At 73.5% G+C, this 18,529-nt stretch carries 16 protein-coding genes; 9 read left to right on the forward strand and 7 right to left on the reverse strand.

Annotation, left to right across the window (positions count from 1 at the left end):
- Positions 1-133: 133 nt before the first annotated feature.
- The 5 genes from ABZ172_RS29470 to ABZ172_RS29490 all read right to left on the reverse strand — a co-directional run bounded on the left by ABZ172_RS29470 (position 134) and on the right by ABZ172_RS29490 (position 6,801).
- Positions 134-3,289 (reverse strand): efflux RND transporter permease subunit, encoded by a 3,156-nt coding sequence (locus ABZ172_RS29470; protein WP_356888313.1) that lies wholly within the window; start codon positions 3,287-3,289, stop codon positions 134-136.
- Between the two features lie 207 nt (positions 3,290-3,496).
- Positions 3,497-4,186: a response regulator transcription factor gene (locus ABZ172_RS29475; RefSeq protein WP_356888315.1), complete on the reverse strand. Its 690-nt coding sequence runs from the start codon at positions 4,184-4,186 to the stop codon at positions 3,497-3,499.
- Positions 4,183-5,448 (reverse strand): sensor histidine kinase, encoded by a 1,266-nt coding sequence (locus ABZ172_RS29480; RefSeq protein ID WP_356888317.1) that lies wholly within the window; start codon positions 5,446-5,448, stop codon positions 4,183-4,185. Before ABZ172_RS29480 ends, ABZ172_RS29475 begins: the two co-directional genes overlap by 4 nt.
- A 281-nt stretch (positions 5,449-5,729) precedes the next feature.
- Entirely contained in the window at positions 5,730-6,008 is a 279-nt protein-coding gene (locus tag ABZ172_RS29485; RefSeq protein WP_356888319.1) for a hypothetical protein, read from the reverse strand.
- 10 nt (positions 6,009-6,018) lie between these two features.
- The gene (locus ABZ172_RS29490) at positions 6,019-6,801 is read right to left on the reverse strand and encodes a PspA/IM30 family protein (protein ID WP_014156668.1); all 783 of its coding nucleotides are present in this window, start codon (positions 6,799-6,801) and stop codon (positions 6,019-6,021) included.
- Positions 6,802-7,096: 295 nt separating this feature from the next.
- Between ABZ172_RS29490 and ABZ172_RS29495 the strand changes: the two genes are divergently transcribed.
- From ABZ172_RS29495 to ABZ172_RS29505, 3 genes are all read left to right on the forward strand, one after another.
- On the forward strand, positions 7,097-7,696 hold the full coding sequence (locus ABZ172_RS29495; protein ID WP_356888321.1) for a DUF3043 domain-containing protein: 600 nt from the start codon (positions 7,097-7,099) through the stop codon (positions 7,694-7,696).
- Positions 7,697-7,755: 59 nt separating this feature from the next.
- On the forward strand, positions 7,756-8,490 hold the full coding sequence (locus ABZ172_RS29500; protein ID WP_356888341.1) for a methyltransferase domain-containing protein: 735 nt from the start codon (positions 7,756-7,758) through the stop codon (positions 8,488-8,490).
- A gap of 127 nt (positions 8,491-8,617) precedes the next feature.
- Positions 8,618-9,688 (forward strand): trypsin-like peptidase domain-containing protein, encoded by a 1,071-nt coding sequence (locus ABZ172_RS29505; protein WP_356888323.1) that lies wholly within the window; start codon positions 8,618-8,620, stop codon positions 9,686-9,688.
- Between the two features lie 77 nt (positions 9,689-9,765).
- Here ABZ172_RS29505 and ABZ172_RS29510 read toward each other — a convergent pair whose 3' ends face one another.
- Entirely contained in the window at positions 9,766-9,969 is a 204-nt protein-coding gene (locus ABZ172_RS29510) for a hypothetical protein (protein ID WP_356888325.1), read from the reverse strand.
- 86 nt (positions 9,970-10,055) lie between these two features.
- Here ABZ172_RS29510 and ABZ172_RS29515 point away from each other — a divergent pair, with 86 nt between their 5' ends.
- Together ABZ172_RS29515 and cobT are read left to right on the forward strand one after the other, a co-directional pair.
- Positions 10,056-11,255 carry a bifunctional adenosylcobinamide kinase/adenosylcobinamide-phosphate guanylyltransferase gene (locus ABZ172_RS29515; protein WP_356888327.1) on the forward strand — a complete coding sequence of 400 codons (1,200 nt, stop codon included), beginning with the start codon at positions 10,056-10,058 and terminating at the stop codon, positions 11,253-11,255.
- A 114-nt stretch (positions 11,256-11,369) separates the two neighbouring features.
- Entirely contained in the window at positions 11,370-12,512 is a 1,143-nt protein-coding gene (cobT, locus tag ABZ172_RS29520) for a nicotinate-nucleotide--dimethylbenzimidazole phosphoribosyltransferase (protein WP_356888329.1), read from the forward strand.
- Positions 12,513-12,551: 39 nt separating this feature from the next.
- On the opposite strand, the gene ABZ172_RS29525 is transcribed toward cobT, so the two are convergent.
- Positions 12,552-13,331, reverse strand: coding sequence for a hypothetical protein (locus ABZ172_RS29525; RefSeq protein WP_356888331.1), 780 nt, complete (start codon positions 13,329-13,331; stop codon positions 12,552-12,554).
- An 88-nt stretch (positions 13,332-13,419) separates the two neighbouring features.
- On the opposite strand from ABZ172_RS29525, the gene ABZ172_RS29530 reads away from it, so the two are divergent.
- The 4 genes from ABZ172_RS29530 to ABZ172_RS29545 all read left to right on the forward strand — a co-directional run.
- Entirely contained in the window at positions 13,420-14,199 is a 780-nt protein-coding gene (locus ABZ172_RS29530) for an adenosylcobinamide-GDP ribazoletransferase (RefSeq protein WP_356888333.1), read from the forward strand.
- A 153-nt stretch (positions 14,200-14,352) separates the two neighbouring features.
- The gene (locus ABZ172_RS29535; RefSeq protein WP_356888335.1) at positions 14,353-15,909 is read left to right on the forward strand and encodes a leucyl aminopeptidase; all 1,557 of its coding nucleotides are present in this window, start codon (positions 14,353-14,355) and stop codon (positions 15,907-15,909) included.
- Between the two features lie 407 nt (positions 15,910-16,316).
- Complete coding sequence (gene lpdA / locus ABZ172_RS29540; protein WP_356888337.1) at positions 16,317-17,705, forward strand: dihydrolipoyl dehydrogenase; 1,389 nt, start codon at positions 16,317-16,319, stop codon at positions 17,703-17,705.
- 56 nt (positions 17,706-17,761) lie between these two features.
- The coding region (locus tag ABZ172_RS29545) for a biotin/lipoyl-containing protein (protein WP_356888339.1) at positions 17,762-18,529 on the forward strand (768 nt) is incomplete at its 3' end.

An 18,529-nucleotide genomic window follows, 5' to 3' on the forward strand; every position in this document is an offset into this window, starting at 1 on the left:
CACCCTCTTCCCCCCCCCCCCGCTCTCCCGTCCGGGCGCTTCGTTCGGGCCCCGGGCCCCCCCGCCCGGCCGTCGGGGGCGCCCCCCGACGCCGTGAACCGGCGTCGGGGGCCTCCCCCTTCGGGCTGTGCGGTCAGGCCTTCGCGGGCTCCGGCTCCTCGGAGGCGGCGTCCTGCACCGGCTCCGGGGACACGCTGCCGGACTGCGCCTCGCGCCTGGCCGCCTTCTTCTCCGCGCGGCGCTCCTTGCGGAGCTCGACCATCGCGTAGAGCGTCGGCACCAGGAGCAGGGTCAGCAGCGTGGAGGTGATCAGACCGCCGATCACCACGACCGCCAGCGGCTGGGAGATGAACCCGCCCTCGCCGGTGACGCCCAGGGCCATCGGGAGCAGGGCGAAGATCGTCGCCAGGGCCGTCATCAGGATCGGGCGGAGCCGGTGGCGGCCTCCCTCGACGACCGCCTCGACGACGCCCATGCCCTGCGCCCTGTACTGGTTGATCAGGTCGATCAGCACGATCGCGTTGGTCACCACGATGCCGATGAGCATCAGCATGCCGATCATCGCCGGGACGCCCATCGGGGTCCCCGTGAGGACCAGCAGGCCGATCGCACCCGTCGCCGCGAAGGGGATGGAGACCAGCAGGATCAGCGGCTGGACGAGCGACCTGAAGGTGGCCACCAGCAGCATGAAGACGATGGCGATGGCCGCCAGCATGGCGAGGCCCAGCTTCATGAAGGCGTCGTTCTGGTCCTCGGAGACACCGCCGATGGTCGCGGTGGCGCCGTCCGGGAGGTCCAGGGCGTCGATCTTCGACTGGAGCGCGGTGCTGACCGCGCCCGTGTTGTCACCGGTCGGCCTGGCGGTGATCGTCGCCGCGCGCTGGCCGTCGATCCGGGTCATCGAGACCGGGCCGGGGACCAGTTCGACGGTGGCGATGTCCCCGAGCCGGACCGGGCCGAGCGGGAGGGCCTTCAGCTCGGCCGTCGTGGTGGCCGGCTTCGCCGACCTCACCAGGACGTCGCGCTCGGTGTCGTCCATGATCGCCGTGCCGGCCGGGGTGCCGCGCACTGCGCCGGCCACCACCGCGCCGAGAGCCGTCCCGTCGAACCCGGCGTCCGCCGCCTTGTCGTTGGGCCTGACCGAGATCCGCGGAACGCTCTGCGCGAGGTCGCTCTGGACGTCGGTGACGTCGTCGAGCTTCGCGACCTCGGCGCGCACCGCCTCGGACGCCTTCTTCAGGACGCCCGCGTCGGCGGCCTTGACCACGACGCTGAGGTCCTGGCTGCCGAAGCCGTCGCCCGCGGCGATCGTGGTGTCCCCGACGCCGTCCAGCTCGCCCAGGGCCGCGCCGATCCGCTCCTGGGTGGCGTCGAAGTCCGCCGAGTCCTCCAGGGTCACCTGGTAGGAGGCCTGGTTGGCGCCCGTACCGCCGCCGAAAGCCGCCATGAAGCCGGAGGAGCCGACGGTGACCTGGTAGTCCTTCACGCCCTTGTCCGCGGCGAGGACCTTCTCGACCTTCCGCGCGGCCGCGTCGGCCGCCTCCAGGCTGCTGCCCGGGGTCAGCTCCTGCTTGATGGAGAGGACCTCCTGCTCGCCCTGGTCGAAGAAGTTCGTCTTCAGCAGCGGTGCCATGCCGAAGGTGCCGAACAGGACCACGAAGGCGATGACGATGCTGGTGACGCGGCGCCGGGTCGCGAAGCGCAGCACCGGGACGTAGAGCCGCTGGAGCCGGCTGGCGGCCTCCTTCTCCTCGGCCTTGCGGCGCGCCTCGTCCGGGTCGGTGTCGGTGCCCTTGGGGGCCCTCAGGAACCAGAACGACAGGACCGGGACGACGGTCAGCGAGACCAGCAGGGAGGCCAGCAGGGCCGCCGTGACGGTGAGCGAGAACGAGCCGAAGAGCTGGCCGACCATGCCGCCGACCAGGCCGATGGGCAGGAACACCGCGACGGTGGTCAGGGTGGAGGAGGTGACCGCGCCGGCCACCTCCTTGACGGCGGTGATGATCGCCGACCGGCGTTCCTCGCCGTACCCGAGGTGCCGCTTGATGTTCTCCAGGACGACGATCGAGTCGTCGACGACCCGGCCGATCGCGATGGTCAGCGCGCCGAGGGTCAGCATGTTGAGCGACAGGTCGCGGGTCCACAGCACGATGAGCGCGAGGACCACGGAGAGCGGGATGGAGACCGCGGTGACCAGGGTCGAGCGGATCGACGCGAGGAAGACCAGGATGACGACGACCGCGAAGAGCAGGCCGAGCGCGCCCTCGGTGGTCAGCCCGGAGATCGCCTTCGATACGGCGGGCCCCTGGTCGGAGACCACGGTCAGCTCGGCGCCGGCGCCGAGGTCCTTGCGCAGGTCAGGGAGCTTGTCCCGGACGGCGTCCGAGATGGCGACGGCGCTGCCGTCCTTGTCCATCGTGGCCACGACCGCGAGGCTGGGCCTGCCGTTCGTCCGGGTGAGCGAGACCGCGGTGGCGGGCTCCTGCTTCACGGTGGCGACGTCCCCGACCCGGACGGCCTTGCCCGCCTTGCCGGAGGCGGGCTCCGGGGAGGCGACCCGGAGGTCCTCGATCTGCCGGACCGAGGTGAAGGAACCGCCGACCTGGATGGTGCGGCTCTTGCCCGACTCGGAGAAGGACCCGGCGGGGACGGTGGCGCCGCCCGCCTGGAGCGCCTGCGACAGCGTGCCGGCGTTCAGACCGGCCGCCGCGAGCTTGCGGTCGTCGGGCACCACGGAGATCTGGAGGTCCTGGACACCGTCGACCGAGACCTGGCCGACGCCGTCGATGTCCTCGATCGCGGGGACGACCGTACGGTCGAGGCGGTCGGCCAGCGCCTGCTGGTCCGTGTCCGAGGTGACGGCGAGGACGACGGTCGGGATGTCGTCCGTCGAACCGGCGACGACCTGCGGGTCCACGGAGTCCGGGAGCTGGGCGCGGGCGCGGTTGACGGCCTGCTGGATGTCGGCGACGAGCTGCTTCGTGCCCTCGTCACCGAAGTCGAACGTCGCCATGACGACGGCGTTGCCCTCGCTGGCGGTCGAGGTGACCCCCTCGACGCCGTCGACGGCCTTGATGGAGTTCTCGAGGGGTTCGACGACCTGCTTCTCGACCACGTCGGGGGACGCACCCTGGTAGGGGGCAAGCACCGACACCATCGGCAGTTCGATGGTGGGCAGCAGCTGCTGCTTGAGCTGCGGGATCGCGATCGCTCCGAACACGAGCGCGACGATCGAGATCAGTCCGATCAAAGCCCGTTGCGCGAGGCTGAATCTGGACAGCCAGGACATGGGTGGGTCTCTCTTCTGTGGCGTACGCGGCAGGTGGACGGCAGCCGGATGCCCGGCCCGGCGCACGGCGTGTGCGCACCCGGGTGATCGCAGGGGACACGGTCCGCCCACCTATACGATCGCCGGGTCCGCGGCGGGAATCGTCGGCCCCCGGGTTGCTTTCTCGTCCCGCGCATACTCCAGCTGGAGTAGCCGGTTCTACACCCGTCACTCCACCCTGGGGCGCACCAGGCCCGATTCGTATGCAATGACGACCAATTGCGCCCGGTCCCGTGCGCCCAGCTTCGCCATGGCCCGGTTCACATGGGTCTTGACGGTGAGGGGGCTGACGGCGAGCCGGTCGGCGATCTGGTCGTTGGAGTGTCCGCCGGCGACCTGCACGAGCACCTCGCGCTCGCGCCCCGTGAGCGCGGCGAGGCGAGCGGAGTACTCCGCTCCGGCCGGCCCGTCGCCCGCGCTGCCGCCCTGGGCGAGGAAGCGGGCGATGAGGCCCTTGGTGGCGACCGGGGAGAGCAGCGCCTCGCCGGCCGCGGCGACCCGGATGGCGTTGAGCAGCTCGTCCGGTTCCGCGCCCTTGCCGAGGAACCCGGAGGCTCCGGCGCGCAGGGACTGCAGGACGTACTCGTCCACCTCGAAGGTGGTGAGCATGACGATCCGTACGTCCGCGAGGTCCGGGTCCGCACTGATCGTCCTGGTGGCGGTGAGTCCGTCGGTGCCCGGCATCCGGATGTCCATCAGCACCACGTCGGCGCCGGTCGAGCGGGCCAGCTCCACGGCCTGCGCCCCGTCGGCGGCCTCCCCGACGACCTGCATGTCGGCCTCGGAGTCGACCAGCACCCGGAACGCGCTGCGCAGCAGCGCCTGGTCGTCGGCGAGCAGCACCTTGATGGGCGTCATGCGCGTCCCCCCGTCGTCCCCGCCGCGCCCGGTCGTTCCGGCGCGCGGCTGCGGGGCACGACCGGCAGGATCGCATGGACCCGGAAGCCGCCTCCGTAACGGGGTTCCGCCGTGAGGGTCCCGCCGAGGGCGGTGACTCGCTCGCGCATGCCGAGCAGCCCGTGGCCGCCGCCGTCGGCGGGGGCGTGCCGGGGGTCGGGCCCCGTGCCGTCGTCCAGGACGGTGATCTCCGCGGTGCCCGCGACCCGGACGACGCTCACCTCGGCCTTCGCGTCGGCGCCGGCGTGTTTGCGGACGTTGGTCAGGGCCTCCTGGATGATCCGGTAGGCCGCCAGGTCGACCGCCGCGGGCAGCGGGCTGTCCGGGTCGGTGCGGGCCACCTCCACGGGGAGCCCGGCGTTGCGGAAGGTGTCGACCAGGGCGTCGAGGACGGCGAGCCCCGGCGCGGGTTCGGTGGGTGCCTCCGGGTCGCCGGACTGGCGCAGCAGCCCGACGGTGGCCCGGAGCTCGTTGAGCGCGGAGCGGCTGGCCTCGCGTACGTGCGCGAGCGCCTCCTTCGCCTGGTCGGGCCGCTTGTCCATCACGTGGGCGGCGACCCCGGCCTGCACGTTGACCAGGGCGATGTGGTGGGCGACGACGTCGTGCAGGTCCCTGGCGATCCGCAGGCGCTCCTCGGCGACCCGGCGGCGGGCCTCCTCGTCGCGGGTGCGCTCCGCGCGTTCGGCCCGTTCCCTGATCGCGTCGATGAACGCGCGCCTGCTGCGCACCGCGTCCCCGGCGGCGCAGGCCAGGCCGGTCCAGGCGAGCACCCCGACGTTCTCCTGGCTGTACCAGGGGGTCGAGCCGACGGCCATCGCCGCCATGGTCAGCACGAGCATGGTCAGCAGGCCGACCCGCCAGGTGGTGGGGCGGTCGGTGCGGGAGGCGACGGTGAAGAGCGCGATGACCACGCTCAGCACCACGGGGGCCGGCGGGTCCGTCAGGAGGAACCCGGCGGCGGAGAGCAGTCCCGTCACGGCGAGCACGGCCATCGGTCCGCGCCGGCGCAGGACGAGCGCTCCGGCGGCGAGCACCATCAGCAGCACGCTGAACGGGTCGGGGGACCTGGCGTGGAAGACGGGGCCGTGGCGCGGTTCGGGCTCGGCGAAGGACGCGCAGACCATGCAGACGAGCACGGCCGCGGCCAGCCCCCGGTCGAAGACGAGGGGATGGCCGCGCAGCCAGCGGCGGGGGCGCACGAACCCGGTTCCGAGGGTGGTCACGTCGAGCAACGGTACGGCGTGCCGCGCCGGGACAGGTCCGTGCGGTGCCCGGGCACCGGGGCACCGCGGCTCGCCGCACGGCGGGAAACCCGGGCACCGCGGCCCGCCGTACGACGGGACACCGGACGCCCGGCACCGGAGCACCGGAACTCGCCGTACGGCGGGACACCCCGGCACCGGAGCACCGCGGCCCGCCGCACGATGGGCGTCCGGACGGCACGGCGCCCCGCGCCGGGCGAACCGGGCGGGGCGTCGCGGAAGTGCGGAGCGGGTGGCTCCGGTCAGCCGGGGATCAGCCCGTCGTCGCGGAGCATGGAGCGCACCTCTTCGAGGGTGGCGTCAGGTGACGGCAGGATCAGTTCGGAGGGCTCCAGGGAGTCGTCCGGGAGGGGGGAGCCGAGCTCGCGCACCTTGTCCAGGAGCGCGTGGAGCGTGGTGCGGAAGCCGGGCCCGTCACCGCTCTCCATCTCCGCGAGGAGGATGTCGTCGAGCGTGTTCAGCTCGGCGAGGTGACTGTCGGCCAGTGCCACCTGGCCCTCCCCCATGATCCGTACGATCATGACGCCGTCCTCACTGCTTGTCGAACTTGTGCGGGGACTGCTGCGACTGCGGTGCCGCGTCCTCGGCGCCGCCCTCGATGGCCTGCTGCTGTCCGGCGGAACCGCCGGCCAGCTCGGCCTTCATGCGCTGGAGTTCCAGCTCCACATCCGTACCACCCGAGATGCGGTCCAGCTCGGCGGCGATGTCGTCCTTCGCCGTGCCGGACGGGTCGTCGAGCGCCCCGGAGGCCAGCAGCTCGTCGATGGCCCCGGCGCGCGCCTGGAGCTGCTGGGTCTTGTCCTCGGCCCGCTGGATGGCCAGGCCCACGTCGCCCATCTCCTCGGAGATGCCGGAGAAGGCCTCACCGATCCGGGTCTGGGCCTGGGCCGCCGTGTAGGTGGCCTTGATGGTCTCCTTCTTCGTGCGGAAGGCGTCCACCTTGGCCTGCAGGCGCTGGGCCGCGAGGGTGAGTTTCTCCTCCTCGCCCTGCAGCGTCTGGTGCTGCGTCTCCAGGTCCGTGACCTGCTGCTGGAGGGCGGCGCGCCTGGACAGCGCCTCGCGGGCCAGGTCCTCGCGGCCGAGCGCGAGGGCCTTGCGCCCCTGGTCCTCCAGCTTGGACGACTGTCCCTGCAGCTGGTTCAGCTGCAGCTCCAGGCGCTTGCGGGAGGTCGCCACGTCGGCGACCCCGCGGCGCACCTTCTGGAGCAGCTCCAGCTGCTTCTGGTACGAGTAATCGAGGGTCTCGCGCGGATCCTCGGCCCGGTCAAGGGCCTTGTTCGCCTTCGCGCGGAAGATCATCCCCATACGCTTCATGACACCGCTCATGGGCTTCGCGCGCCCCCTTCTGACGGACTGAGCTCCAGCACTCCAACAGAACCCACAGTACGGGCCCTGTCTCCATTACCGCACTGTTCGAGCACCAATGTGCTCCTCCGCAAGGACGAGTACCGCGGGTGATCGCTCCCGCCCAGGGAGTAGACGACCCCCGCGGAGGGGCCGGCGGCGCCCGTTCTGTCCGTGTCGGGACACTTTTCCGGACGCAGGCCGTTGCCGGATCGTTCCCGGCCGGTCCCCGGTAGCCGCGGCCGACCCCGTACCCTTGGGTTTTGTGTTCCGTAGCCGTTCCAAGGAAGAGAAGGCCCCCACCGGCAAGGTGACGGCGGACCTCTCCAAGCAGCCCCGCGACCCCCAGGCTCCCAAGGGTCGCCCCACCCCCAAGCGCAGCGACGCCCAGACGCAGCGCCGGCGCGCCTCCAGCGGTGCGCCGACCGATCGCAAGGAGGCCGCGAAGCGCCAGCGCGAGGCCCGCCGGGCGGACATGGCCCGGCAGCGCGAGGCGCTCGCCTCGGGCGACGAGCGCTATCTGCCGGTCCGCGACAAGGGGCCCGTGCGCCGCTTCGTCCGTGACTTCGTGGACGCGCGCTTCTGCATCGCGGAGTACTTCCTCCCGCTCGCGGTGATCATCCTGATCCTCAGCGTGATCCAGGTGCAGAACATCCAGAACATCTCGCTGCTGCTCTGGCTCGGCGTGATCGTGCTGATCGTGGTCGACTCCATCGGCCTCGGGTTCCGTCTGCGGAAGCAGCTGGCGGAGCGCTTCCCGGACACCCCGAAGCGCGGCGCGGTGGCCTACGGCCTGATGCGCACGCTCCAGATGCGCCGGCTGCGTCTGCCCAAGCCGCAGGTCAAGCGCGGAGAGCGGCCCTGAGCACGGAGACCTCCGGCTTCACGGGGGTGTCGTCGCAGTGGCTGAGCGGGCTCGGCGGTCTGCGCAACACCGTCCGCCAGGAGCTCGTCGGCCGGCAGCTCGACGAGCAGATATCCGCCCGCTACCCCGTGGGGCAGCGGCTGCGGGTGCTCGACGTCGGCATGGGCCAGGGCACCCAGGCGCTGCGCCTGGCGCGGGCCGGGCACTCGGTGACGGGGCTGGAGTCCGACCCCGAGATGCTGCGGACCGCGCGGGAGTCCCTGGCGGACGAGCCCGAGGGCATCCGTGAGCGGGTGCGGCTCATCGAGGGCGACGGCCGGGACACCGGGGTGCACTTCCTGCCCGGCAGCTTCGACGTGGTGCTCTGCCACGGTGTGCTGATGTACGTGTCCGAGCCGGATCCGCTGCTGGCGGGCCTGGCCCGGATGCTGGCGCCCGGCGGGCTGCTCTCGCTGCTCGTGCGCAACGCGGACGCGCTGGCGATGCGGCCGGGGCAGGCCGGTGACTTCGGCGGCGCGCTCGCCGCGTTCGAGACGGACACCTACACCAACCGGCTCGGCCTCTCCGTGCGGGCGGACCGGCTCGCGGTGCTGCGGGCCACCCTCGCCGGCATCGCCGCCCCGCTGCACACCTGGTACGGCGTGCGGGTCTTCACCGACCAGGTGAGCAACGACGAGGAGCTGCCCGGCCCCGAGGAGCTGGCCCGGGTGTTCGACGCCGAGGACCGGGCCGGGCGGACCGACCCGTACCGCGGGGTGGCCGCACTGCTGCACCTGTGCGGCGTGCGCGGCTGACCCGGCGGGCTCCGCACCGCGGAGCCGCCGCACCCGCGCGACCGGCACCGTGGCCGTGGTCGGGCCCGTACCGCTGATCGGCCCAGCAGCGCAGGCCGCGGGCGCGGGCCGTGGCGATACTCCGGGCATGGACGCAACCCCTTCCCGGACCCGGGTACGCCGCTCGCTCCCGCCCCTGGCCGCCGTCTGCGTGATCGCCCTGACGGGTGCCTGCGCCGGGCCGGGTGCGGCCCCGTCCGCGGCCCCGGACCAGCAGGCGGTCGTGGCCCGGGTCACCGACGACCTGCAGAACCAGTACCAGTCGGTCATCAAGGACGTGCTGCCCTCCGTGGTGCAGATCGGCGCCGGGGACGGGCTCGGCTCGGGCATCGTCTACGACGACCGGGGCCACATCGTCACGAACGCCCATGTGGTGGACGGCGAGAAGACCTTCGAGGTCAGCGTCGCCACCGGCGAGAAGGTGTTCAAGGCGTCCCTCGTGTCCTCCTACCCCGAGCAGGATCTCGCCGTCATCAAGCTCGACGACGCGCCCGACGGGCTGCGGGCCGCGAAGTTCGGGAACAGCGACGGGGTCGAGGTGGGGCAGATCGTCCTGGCGATGGGCTCACCGCTCGGACTGTCCAGCAGCGTCACCCAGGGCATCGTCTCGGCGGTCGGGCGGACCGTGAGCGAGAGCCGTTCGGGCGGCGGCACCGGGGCGACCCTCGCCGACATGGTGCAGACCTCGGCGGCGATCAACCCGGGCAACAGCGGTGGCGCCCTGGTGAACCTCGACAGCGAGGTGATCGGCATCCCGACGCTCGCCGCGACGGACCCTCAGCTGGGTGACTCCGCGGCGCCGGGGATCGGGTTCGCCATCCCCGTCTCGATGGTGCGGACGGTCTCCGACCAGATCATCAGGTCCGGGAAGGTCACCGACTCGGGCCGGGCGGCGCTGGACATCACGGGCCGCACCGTCGTCGACGCGGCCTACAAGCCCGCCGGTGTCGCGATCGTCAGCGTCCGGAAGGGCGGGGCCGCGGAGAAGGCCGGGCTGCGGACCGGGGACATCATCACCCGGGTCGGCGAGGACCCGATCACGACCATCACCTCCCTCTCGGAGGCCCTGGCGGGCGACAAGCCCGGCGAGAAGACCCGGGTGACGTACACCCGGGGGGACTCGGAGAGGACCGCCGAGGTCACCCTGGGCGCGATCTGACAGCCGGCCGGGGGCGTGCGGCGGCCGGAGGCCGGGGAAGCCGCCCGGGCACCGGGGCCCGGGCGGAGGGAGGGGCCTCAGTCGGCCCGGAGGCCCATCGGTCCGTAGATCCTCGTGGTGTCCTCGAAGAGGGTCACCTGGTCCGTGCCGCCCTCCAGGAGCTCCTTCCAGAACTCACCGATCCAGGACTCCGCGTCGCCCTGGGTCGTGAACTCCTCCGGCTGCAGGGCCGGCTCCGTCTCCGTGCCGTCGGACTTCTCGAACCGCCACGTCCACGCCATGTCCGCCTCCTGGGTCGTGTTGCTCCCCGAAGACTAGTGGGTGTCCCGGGCGCGCAGGTGGCCGACGGACACGGGAGGATCGGAGCGTGGAACTGACACTGCTCGGTACGGGCGCCCCCGACGGACTGCCGCGGCCCGACTGCCCCTGCGCCGTCTGCGCCTCCTCCCGCGGGAGCGGGGCACGCGCGGCGACCTCGCTGCTCGTGGACGACGCGCTGCTGCTGGACCTGACCCCGGGCGCGGTGTTCGCCGCGGCCCGCGCGGGCCGCTCGCTCGCCGCCGTGCGGCAGGTGTTGCTGACCCACCCGCACGACGGGCCCGCGGTGGAGCTGCCCGCGTCCCTCCCGCCCGCCGGGCGGGTCCCGGACGGCCAGGAGCTGACCCTGATCAGCGGGCACCGGGTCCGGGCGCTGGCGATGGACGCGCCGGGCACGGGCTACGAGGTGACGTCGCCGGACGGCGCGCGCCTCCTGTACCTGCCGCCCGGGGCCTCCCCCGCCGGACTGGCCTCCGGGGCCGAGCCGTACGACATGGTCGTGTGCGGGGTGACCGGACGGCCGGACGCCGTGGCCCGGCTGCGGGCCGCCGGGGCGGTCGGGCCGGTCACCGAGGTCGTCGCCGTCCATCTGGACCACGACGCGCCGGCCGGTGCCGAGCTGGACCGCCGGCTCGCGGCGGGCGGGGCGCGGGCCGTGCCGGACGGGACGACGCTGCGGGTGGGCGCCTTCCACCCGGTGCCCGAGGTCCCCCGGCGGACGCTGGTCACGGGCGGGGCCAGGTCGGGGAAGTCGGTGGAGGCCGAACAGCGGCTGGAGACCTTCCCCGAGGTGGTGTACGTGGCGACGGGAGGACGCCGTGAGGGGGACGCGGAGTGGGCGGCCCGGATCGGGCTGCACCGGGAGCGCAGGCCCGCCGCCTGGCGCACGGAGGAGACCTGCGAGCTGACGGGCCTGCTGGACGCGGACGGGCCCCCGCTGCTCATCGACTGCCTGTCGCTGTGGCTGACCGACGCGATGGACCGGGTCGGGGCGTGGGACGACGACCGGTGGGCGGACGGCGGCCGGGAGAAGCTCCGCGAGCGGGTCGCCGAACTGGTCCGCGCGGTGCGCGGGACGCGTCGCACGGTCGTCGCCGTGACGAACGAGACCGGTTCCGGCGTGGTCCCGGCGACGGCTTCCGGGCGGCGCTTCCGGGACGAACTGGGCCGACTGAACGCCGCGTTCGCCGGCGAGTGCGAGCAGGTGCTGCTGGTCGTGGCGGGGCAGGCGCTGGTGCTGCGCGGCTGAGTGCGGGGCGGGTGCGGGACCGGGGATGCGGGACGGGGTGCCGGGTACTGTTCCGGGCAGGGACCCCCCGGCGGGTTCCGGCCCACCCTGTGACGACCCGCGAGGCAGACCCCCGTGAATCTGGACGACTTCTCCGACCTGATCGAACGCCCCGACGGAGGCGTACGGCGTGACGCCGAGGAACACCGGGAGCGGCTCGCCGTGCCCGTGGGCGCCCTCGGCCGCCTCGACGAGCTGGGGGAATGGCTGTCTGCGGCCCAGCAGTCGGTGCCCGTCAAGGCGATCGAGCGGCCGCGCGTCGTGCTGTTCGCCGGTGACCACGGGGTGGCGGAGCTGGACGTCTCCGGCCGGTCCGCCGGGACCGCGCACGAACTCGTCCGGGCGGCGCTGGACGGGGCGAGCCCCGTCGCCGTGCTGGCCCGCCGCTTCTCCGTCCCGGTGCGGATCGTCGACGCCGGCCTGGACTGCGATCCGGAGCTGCTGCCCGAGGCCGTCGTGCGCCACCGGGTGCGGCGCGGCAGCGGCCGGATCGACGTCGAGGACGCGCTGACGGCCGAGGAGGCCGAGCAGGCCGTACGGCTCGGGATGCGCATCGCGGACGAGGAGGCCGACTCGGGCACGGACCTGGTGGTGCTGGGCGACCTGAGCGTCGGCGGCACCACGGCGGCCGCGACGCTGATCGCCGCCCTGTGCGGGACGGACGCCTCGGTGGTGACCGGGCGGGGCGGTGCGGGCATCGACGATCTGACCTGGATGCGCAAGTGCGCGGCGGTCCGGGACGCCCTGCGGCGGGCCCGGCCGGTCCTCGGCGACCAGCTGGAGCTGCTGGCCGCCGTCGGCGGCGCGGACCTGGCGGCCATGACGGGCTTCCTCCTGCAGAGCGCGGTGCGCCGGATGCCCGTGGTGCTGGACGGGGTGGTCTCGGCCGCCTGCGCGCTGGTGGCGCAGCGGGCCGCCTTCCGCGCCCCGGACTGGTGGCTCGCCGGCCAGGTCAGCGGTGAGCCCGCGCAGGCGAAGGCGCTGGACCGGATGGCGCTGACCCCGCTCCTGGACCACGGGGTGACGGTGGGTGAGGGCAGCGGCGCCCTGCTGGCGCTGCCGCTCGTCCAGGCCGCGGCCGCCCTGGCGGCGGAGCTGCCGGTGCGCGCCCAGGAGCCGGACACACAGGACACGCAAAACACGCAGGAGCCGGACGCACGGGAGCCGGACGGGCACGGGGCTCCGGCCGGCGCGGAGCCCGCGGGGCCGACGGCCTGAACGGCCGGGCCGTCCCCCGGATGCGGGGCGGACGGGTCCTCAGGCCCCGTCGCCACCGCCCGGGCGGGAGCCGGGCAGCGGGGTACGGTCCGGGGCCCCGCCGATCAGGTCCTGGAAGCGCCGCCGCGGGCCCGCCCACCGGACGTCGTGGTGATAGGCCCTCAGCACCGCCCGGGCGCGGGCCCGGTGGCGCCTGCGGTAGCAGCGCCTGGCCCACGGCGAGGCGGGCCGGGCCAGCCGGAGCGCGCCGATCAGCGCGACGAACGGGACGAGGGTGCCGATGACCGCCATCCGGGTCTTGCCCTTGAACAGCGTGACCAGCACGAAGCCGAAGTTGACGGCGTAGGTCAGGACGACGCCCAGCCTGTTCTGCTGCTGCTCGCCGCTCAGCTGCTCCACCCCGAACGGCGAGAACCCGGCGAGCACCAGCAGGACGAGCGAGGCGGTGAGGACGACGATCTCCACGCTCTGGCGGCCCTCCTCGCTCCAGTACACGTCGTCGAGGTGCAGGATCAGCGCGAACTCGTCGAGGACCAGCCCCGCGCCCACCCCGAACACGACCGCGAAGATCCCGGCGGCGACGCCGCGCTGTCCGCTCGCGACCGCGCCGAAGCCGCCGACCACCGAGAGCACCACGCCAGGGACCACGTGGTGGACGTGCACACCCCCGGAGGTGACGTTGCGGAACGGTCCCTTCCCGGCCCGGATCATCCGGGTGATGATCCGGGTGACCGCGAAGGTCAGCACGAAGGCGCTCAGCGCGAGCAGCAGCGGGAGCTTGCCCGGCTCGACGATGTTCTGCTCGAACCAGTGACCCATGCCACCTCCACCCGAAGACCCGGCCATGTCACATTTTGCGGTACTTCGCCGGATCCGGCGGGCCGCCGCACCGGCTAGCCTGCGCGCGGTGACCCCCCTGAACCGGCATGGCCTGCGCTTCGCCTTCGGCACCCTGACCGCGCTCCCCGTCCGCCTCTCCCGGTGGGACCGCGGGACGGCGCGGGCCGGCATGCTGTGCGCCCCGTTGGCCGGGCTCGTCGTGGGCCTGCTCGCCGCCCTCCCCGGGGTGCTGCTCCTGCTCGGCGGGGCGGGGCCGCTGGCGGCGGCGGTCGCCTCCGCCGCGCTTCCCGCGGCCCTGACCCGGGGGCTGCACCTGGACGGGCTCGCGGACACCGCGGACGGGCTGGGCAGCGCCAGGCCGGCCGCGGACGCGCTGCGGATCATGAAGCAGTCGGACATCGGCCCGTTCGGTGTGATCACCCTGCTGTTCGTGCTGCTGGCCCAGGTCGCGGCGCTCTTCGAGCTGTACGGCCGCGGCTGGGCGGACGGCGCGCTGGGCACGGTCGCCGCCGCCGTCACGGCCCGGGTCGCGCTCACGCTGGCCTCGCGGCGGGGTGTCCCACCGGCCCGCCCGGAGGGCCTGGGCGCGGCGGTGGCGGGGACGGTCCCGCCGCTGGGCGCGGTGGCCGTGGCCTGCGCGGCGGTGGCGGGCTGCGCGGCGGCGGGCCTCACGCTCGGGCCGGGCGGCGCCCTGCGCCAGGCCCTCGCCGTCCTGGCCGGCCTGCTGGCCGCCCAGGTGATGCTGCGCCACTGCGTGCGGCGCTTCGGCGGGGTGACCGGCGACGTGTTCGGGGCGGTGGAGGAGACGGCCGCGACCGCGGCCCTGCTCGTGCTGGCGACCGGCTGAGGGGCGGACCTCCCCGCCCCGGTGAGCCGGGACCAAGCGCGCGCGTAGGCTCATTCCCGGCACATCGCGGCTGGGACCCCGATGCGCCGGGCACGGCCGGCACCGACCGGGACCGACCGGCAGACAACTCAACGGAAGCGAGATTTCACCACCGTGACAGCTCTCACTCTCAGCACCTCAGGTGCGGCGACGCTGCGCGCCGACGCACTCGTCGTCGGCGTCGCCAAGGACGCCGGATCCAAGACCGGCACCCTGGTCGTGGCACCGGGCGCCGAGGCCGTGGACAAGGCGTTCGACGGCGGGCTCGCCGCCGTCCTGGAGACCCTGGGCGCCTCGGGTGCCGAGGGCGAGGTGACCAAGCTCCCCGCACCGTCCGACGTCAAGGCCCCGGTCGTCATCGCGGTCGGGCTCGGTCCGGTCCCGGCGAAGGGCGACACGTACGACGCCGAGGCACTGCGCCGGGCGGCGGGCAGCGCCGCGCGTGCGCTGAAGGGCTCGAAGAAGGCCGGCTTCGCGCTGCCGACGGAGTCCGCCGAGGGCGCCGGGGCCGTCGTGGAGGGCGCCCTGCTGGGTGCGTACGCGTTCACCGCCTACCAGGGCGGCGAGGACAGGCTCGCCCCGAAGGGGGCCAAGTCCGGCAAGGACACCAAGCTTCCGCTGGGCGAGGTCGTCCTGCTCGGCGGCAAGCCGCGCGACAAGGCGTTCAAGGCGGCCGCCGAGCGCGCCGTCGCGGTCGCCGAGGAGATGAACCGGGCCCGCGACCTGATCAACACCCCGCCCAACGACCTGTACCCCGAGTCCTTCGCCGCCGTGGCCACCGCCGCCGGCAAGGAGCACGGCATCAAGGTGCAGGTCCTGGACGAGAAGGCGCTCGTCAAGGGCGGCTTCGGCGGTCTGCTGGGCGTCGGCCAGGGCTCCACGCACGGCCCCCGCCTGGTACGGCTGTCCTACACCCACCCCAAGGCGGAGAAGACGCTCGCCCTGGTCGGCAAGGGCATCACCTACGACTCGGGCGGCATCTCGCTGAAGCCGGCCGGGCACAACGAGACGATGAAGTGCGACATGAGCGGTGCCGCCGCCGTGTTCGCCGCCGTCGTCTCGGCCTCCCGCCTCGGCCTCCGGGTCAACGTCACCGGCTGGCTGGCCCTGGCCGAGAACATGCCGTCCGGCAACGCCACCCGCCCCGGTGACGTGCTGCGCATGTACAGCGGCAAGACCGTCGAGGTCCTGAACACCGACGCCGAGGGCCGGCTGGTGCTCGCGGACGCGCTGACCCGCGCCTCCGAGGAGAAGCCGGACGCGATCGTCGACGTCGCGACCCTGACGGGTGCGATGGTCCTGGCGCTCGGCAACCGCACCTTCGGTGTGATGGCCAACGACGACGCCTTCCGCACGTCCGTCCACGAGATCGCCGAGGAGGTCGGCGAGGCCTCCTGGCCGATGCCGCTCCCCGCCGACCTGCGCAAGGGCATGGACTCCCCGACCGCCGACATCGCCAACATGGGTGAGCGGATGGGCGGCGGCCTGGTCGCCGGCCTGTTCCTCCAGGAGTTCGTCGGCGAGGGCATCGCCTGGGCGCACCTGGACATCGCGGGTCCGGCCTTCCACGAGGGCGCGCCGTACGGCTACACCCCCAAGGGCGGCACCGGTTCCGCGGTCCGCACCCTGGTGCGGCTGGCCGAGCGCACCGCGGCCGGCGACCTCGGCTGAGCCCCGGGCGGGCGTCCGCGTGCGGGGCCCGCTCGTCTCCCCCACGGTCCCGGGCACACGTCCGGGACCGCGGGGGCGTCCGCGCGGTACGGTCCGGACCGCACGCCCGGCACGGGTCCGGGTGTGCGGCGGGACCCGGCGGACACCCCCAGGCGGTTCCCGGGGGCTCCGGCCGCCTTTTTCCGGAGATCTCCACGTATCGGTTACCGTCCGGACCCGGTCACGGTCCGGCTCGGAGCAGGGGCCCGCGTCCCGTCCGCCCCCAACAAGTGCGAAGATGGGTTCTCGGCAGGACAGGGCCCCCACCACAGGGCCGAAAAACGCAAGCGGCCGAACACCAGCCGACCGGCCGGTCACACCCCAGCGACGGGGCCCGGCGTACGGCGCACATGCATGGAGGACGTGACGTGGCGAACGACGCCAGCACCGTTTTCGACCTAGTGATCCTCGGCGGTGGCAGTGGCGGTTACGCCGCGGCCCTGCGCGGGGCTCAGCTGGGCCTGGACGTCGCACTGATCGAGAAGGGCAAGGTCGGCGGCACCTGCCTGCACAACGGCTGCATCCCGACGAAGGCGCTGCTGCACGCCGGCGAGGTCGCCGACCAGGCGCGCGAGGCCGAGCAGTTCGGTGTGAAGGCCACCTTCGAGGGCATCGACATGGCGGCCGTCCACAAGTACAAGGACGACGTGATCTCGGGCCTGTACAAGGGCCTGCAGGGTCTCATCGCCTCGCGCAAGGTGCACTACATCGAGGGTGAGGGCCGGCTCTCGTCCCCCACCTCGGTGGACGTCGACGGCCGGCGCGTCCAGGGCCGTCACGTGCTGCTGGCGACGGGCTCCGTGCCGAAGTCGCTGCCCGGCCTGGAGATCGACGGCAACCGCATCATCTCCTCGGACCACGCGCTGAAGCTCGACCGCGTGCCGACGTCCGCGATCGTCCTGGGCGGCGGCGTCATCGGCGTCGAGTTCGCCTCGGCGTGGAAGTCCTTCGGCACCGACGTCACGATCGTCGAGGGCCTGAAGCACCTGGTCCCGGTCGAGGACGAGAACAGCTCCAAGCTTCTTGAGCGCGCGTTCCGCAAGCGCGGCATCAAGTTCAACCTCGGTACCTTCTTCGACAAGGCCGAGTACACGCAGGACGGCGTGAAGGTCTCGCTCGCCGACGGCAAGACCTTCGAGGCGGAGGTGCTGCTGGTCGCGATCGGCCGCGGCCCGGTCTCGCAGGGTCTGGGCTACGAGGAGGCCGGCGTCGCGATGGACCGCGGCTACGTCCTCGTCGACGAGTACATGCAGACCAACGTCCCGACGATCTCGGCCGTCGGCGACCTGGTCCCGACCCTCCAGCTCGCCCACGTCGGCTTCGCCGAGGGCATCCTGGTGGCGGAGCGGCTCGCCGGACTGAAGACCGTGCCGGTCGACTACGACGGCGTGCCGAAGGTGACGTACTGCCACCCCGAGGTCGCCTCCGTCGGCATCACCGAGGCCAAGGCCAAGGAGATCTACGGCGCGGACAAGGTCGTCGCCCTCAAGTACAACCTGGCGGGCAACGGCAAGAGCAAGATCCTGAAGACCGCGGGCGAGATCAAGCTCGTCCAGGTCAAGGACGGTGCGGTGGTCGGCGTCCACATGGTCGGTGACCGTATGGGCGAGCAGGTCGGCGAGGCGCAGCTGATCTACAACTGGGAGGCGCTGCCGGCCGAGGTCGCGCAGCTCATCCACGCCCACCCGACGCAGAACGAGGCGATGGGCGAGGCCCACCTGGCCCTGGCCGGCAAGCCTCTCCACTCCCACGACTGATCCAGTCCCGGGGACGACCGACCACTTCCGCACTTTCGTAAGGAGCAACTGAAACCATGTCGGTTTCCGTAACCCTTCCGGCGCTCGGCGAGAGCGTCACCGAGGGCACTGTCACCCGTTGGCTGAAGGCCGAGGGCGAGCGCGTCGAGGCCGACGAGCCGCTGCTCGAGGTCTCGACCGACAAGGTCGACACCGAGATCCCCGCGCCGGCCTCCGGCGTGCTCGCGTCCATCAAGGTCGCCGAGGACGAGACCGTCGAGGTCGGCGCCGAGCTGGCCGTCATCGACGACGGCTCGGGCGCGCCCGCCGCCGCCGAGGCGCCGGCCGCCGAGGCCCCCGCGCAGGAGGCTCCGGCCGAGGAGGCTCCGGCCCCCGCGGCCGAGGCCCCCGCCCAGGAGGCTCCCGCCGCCGCTCCGGCCGGTGGCGCCTCCGGCACCGACGTCACCCTCCCCGCGCTCGGCGAGAGCGTCACCGAGGGCACCGTCACCCGCTGGCTGAAGGAGGTCGGCGAGGAGGTCACGGAGGACGAGCCCCTGCTCGAGGTCTCCACGGACAAGGTCGACACCGAGATCCCCGCCCCGGTCTCCGGCGTGCTGCTGGAGATCGTCGTCGGTGAGGACGAGACCGCCGAGGTGGGCGCCAAGCTCGCCGTCATCGGCGCCCCGGGTGCCGCGCCCGCCGCCGCTCCGGCGGAGGCCGCCCCGGCCCCGGCCGCCGCTCCGGCCCCGGCCGCTCCCGCCGCCCCGGCGGAGGCCGCCCCGGCGGAGGCCGCCCCGGCTCCGGCCGCACCTGCGGCACCGGCTCCGGCTCCGGCCGCACCGGCC

Origin of the sequence: Streptomyces sp. NPDC006296 (genome assembly GCF_040613235.1) — a bacterium.
Lineage (GTDB): Bacteria > Actinomycetota > Actinomycetes > Streptomycetales > Streptomycetaceae > Streptomyces.

Excerpts from the sequence above, each read along its gene's own strand:
- ABZ172_RS29505 (WP_356888323.1), top strand. The coding sequence starts at position 8,618 with ATGGACGCAACCCCTTCCCGGACCCGGGTACGCCGCTCGCTCCCGCCC.
- ABZ172_RS29475 (WP_356888315.1), bottom strand. The coding sequence starts at position 4,186 with ATGACGCCCATCAAGGTGCTGCTCGCCGACGACCAGGCGCTGCTGCGC.
- ABZ172_RS29510 (WP_356888325.1), bottom strand. The coding sequence starts at position 9,969 with ATGGCGTGGACGTGGCGGTTCGAGAAGTCCGACGGCACGGAGACGGAG.
- ABZ172_RS29490 (WP_014156668.1), bottom strand. The coding sequence starts at position 6,801 with ATGAAGCGTATGGGGATGATCTTCCGCGCGAAGGCGAACAAGGCCCTT.
- ABZ172_RS29525 (WP_356888331.1), bottom strand. The coding sequence starts at position 13,331 with ATGGGTCACTGGTTCGAGCAGAACATCGTCGAGCCGGGCAAGCTCCCG.
- ABZ172_RS29470 (WP_356888313.1), bottom strand. The coding sequence starts at position 3,289 with ATGTCCTGGCTGTCCAGATTCAGCCTCGCGCAACGGGCTTTGATCGGA.
- ABZ172_RS29485 (WP_356888319.1), bottom strand. The coding sequence starts at position 6,008 with ATGATCGTACGGATCATGGGGGAGGGCCAGGTGGCACTGGCCGACAGT.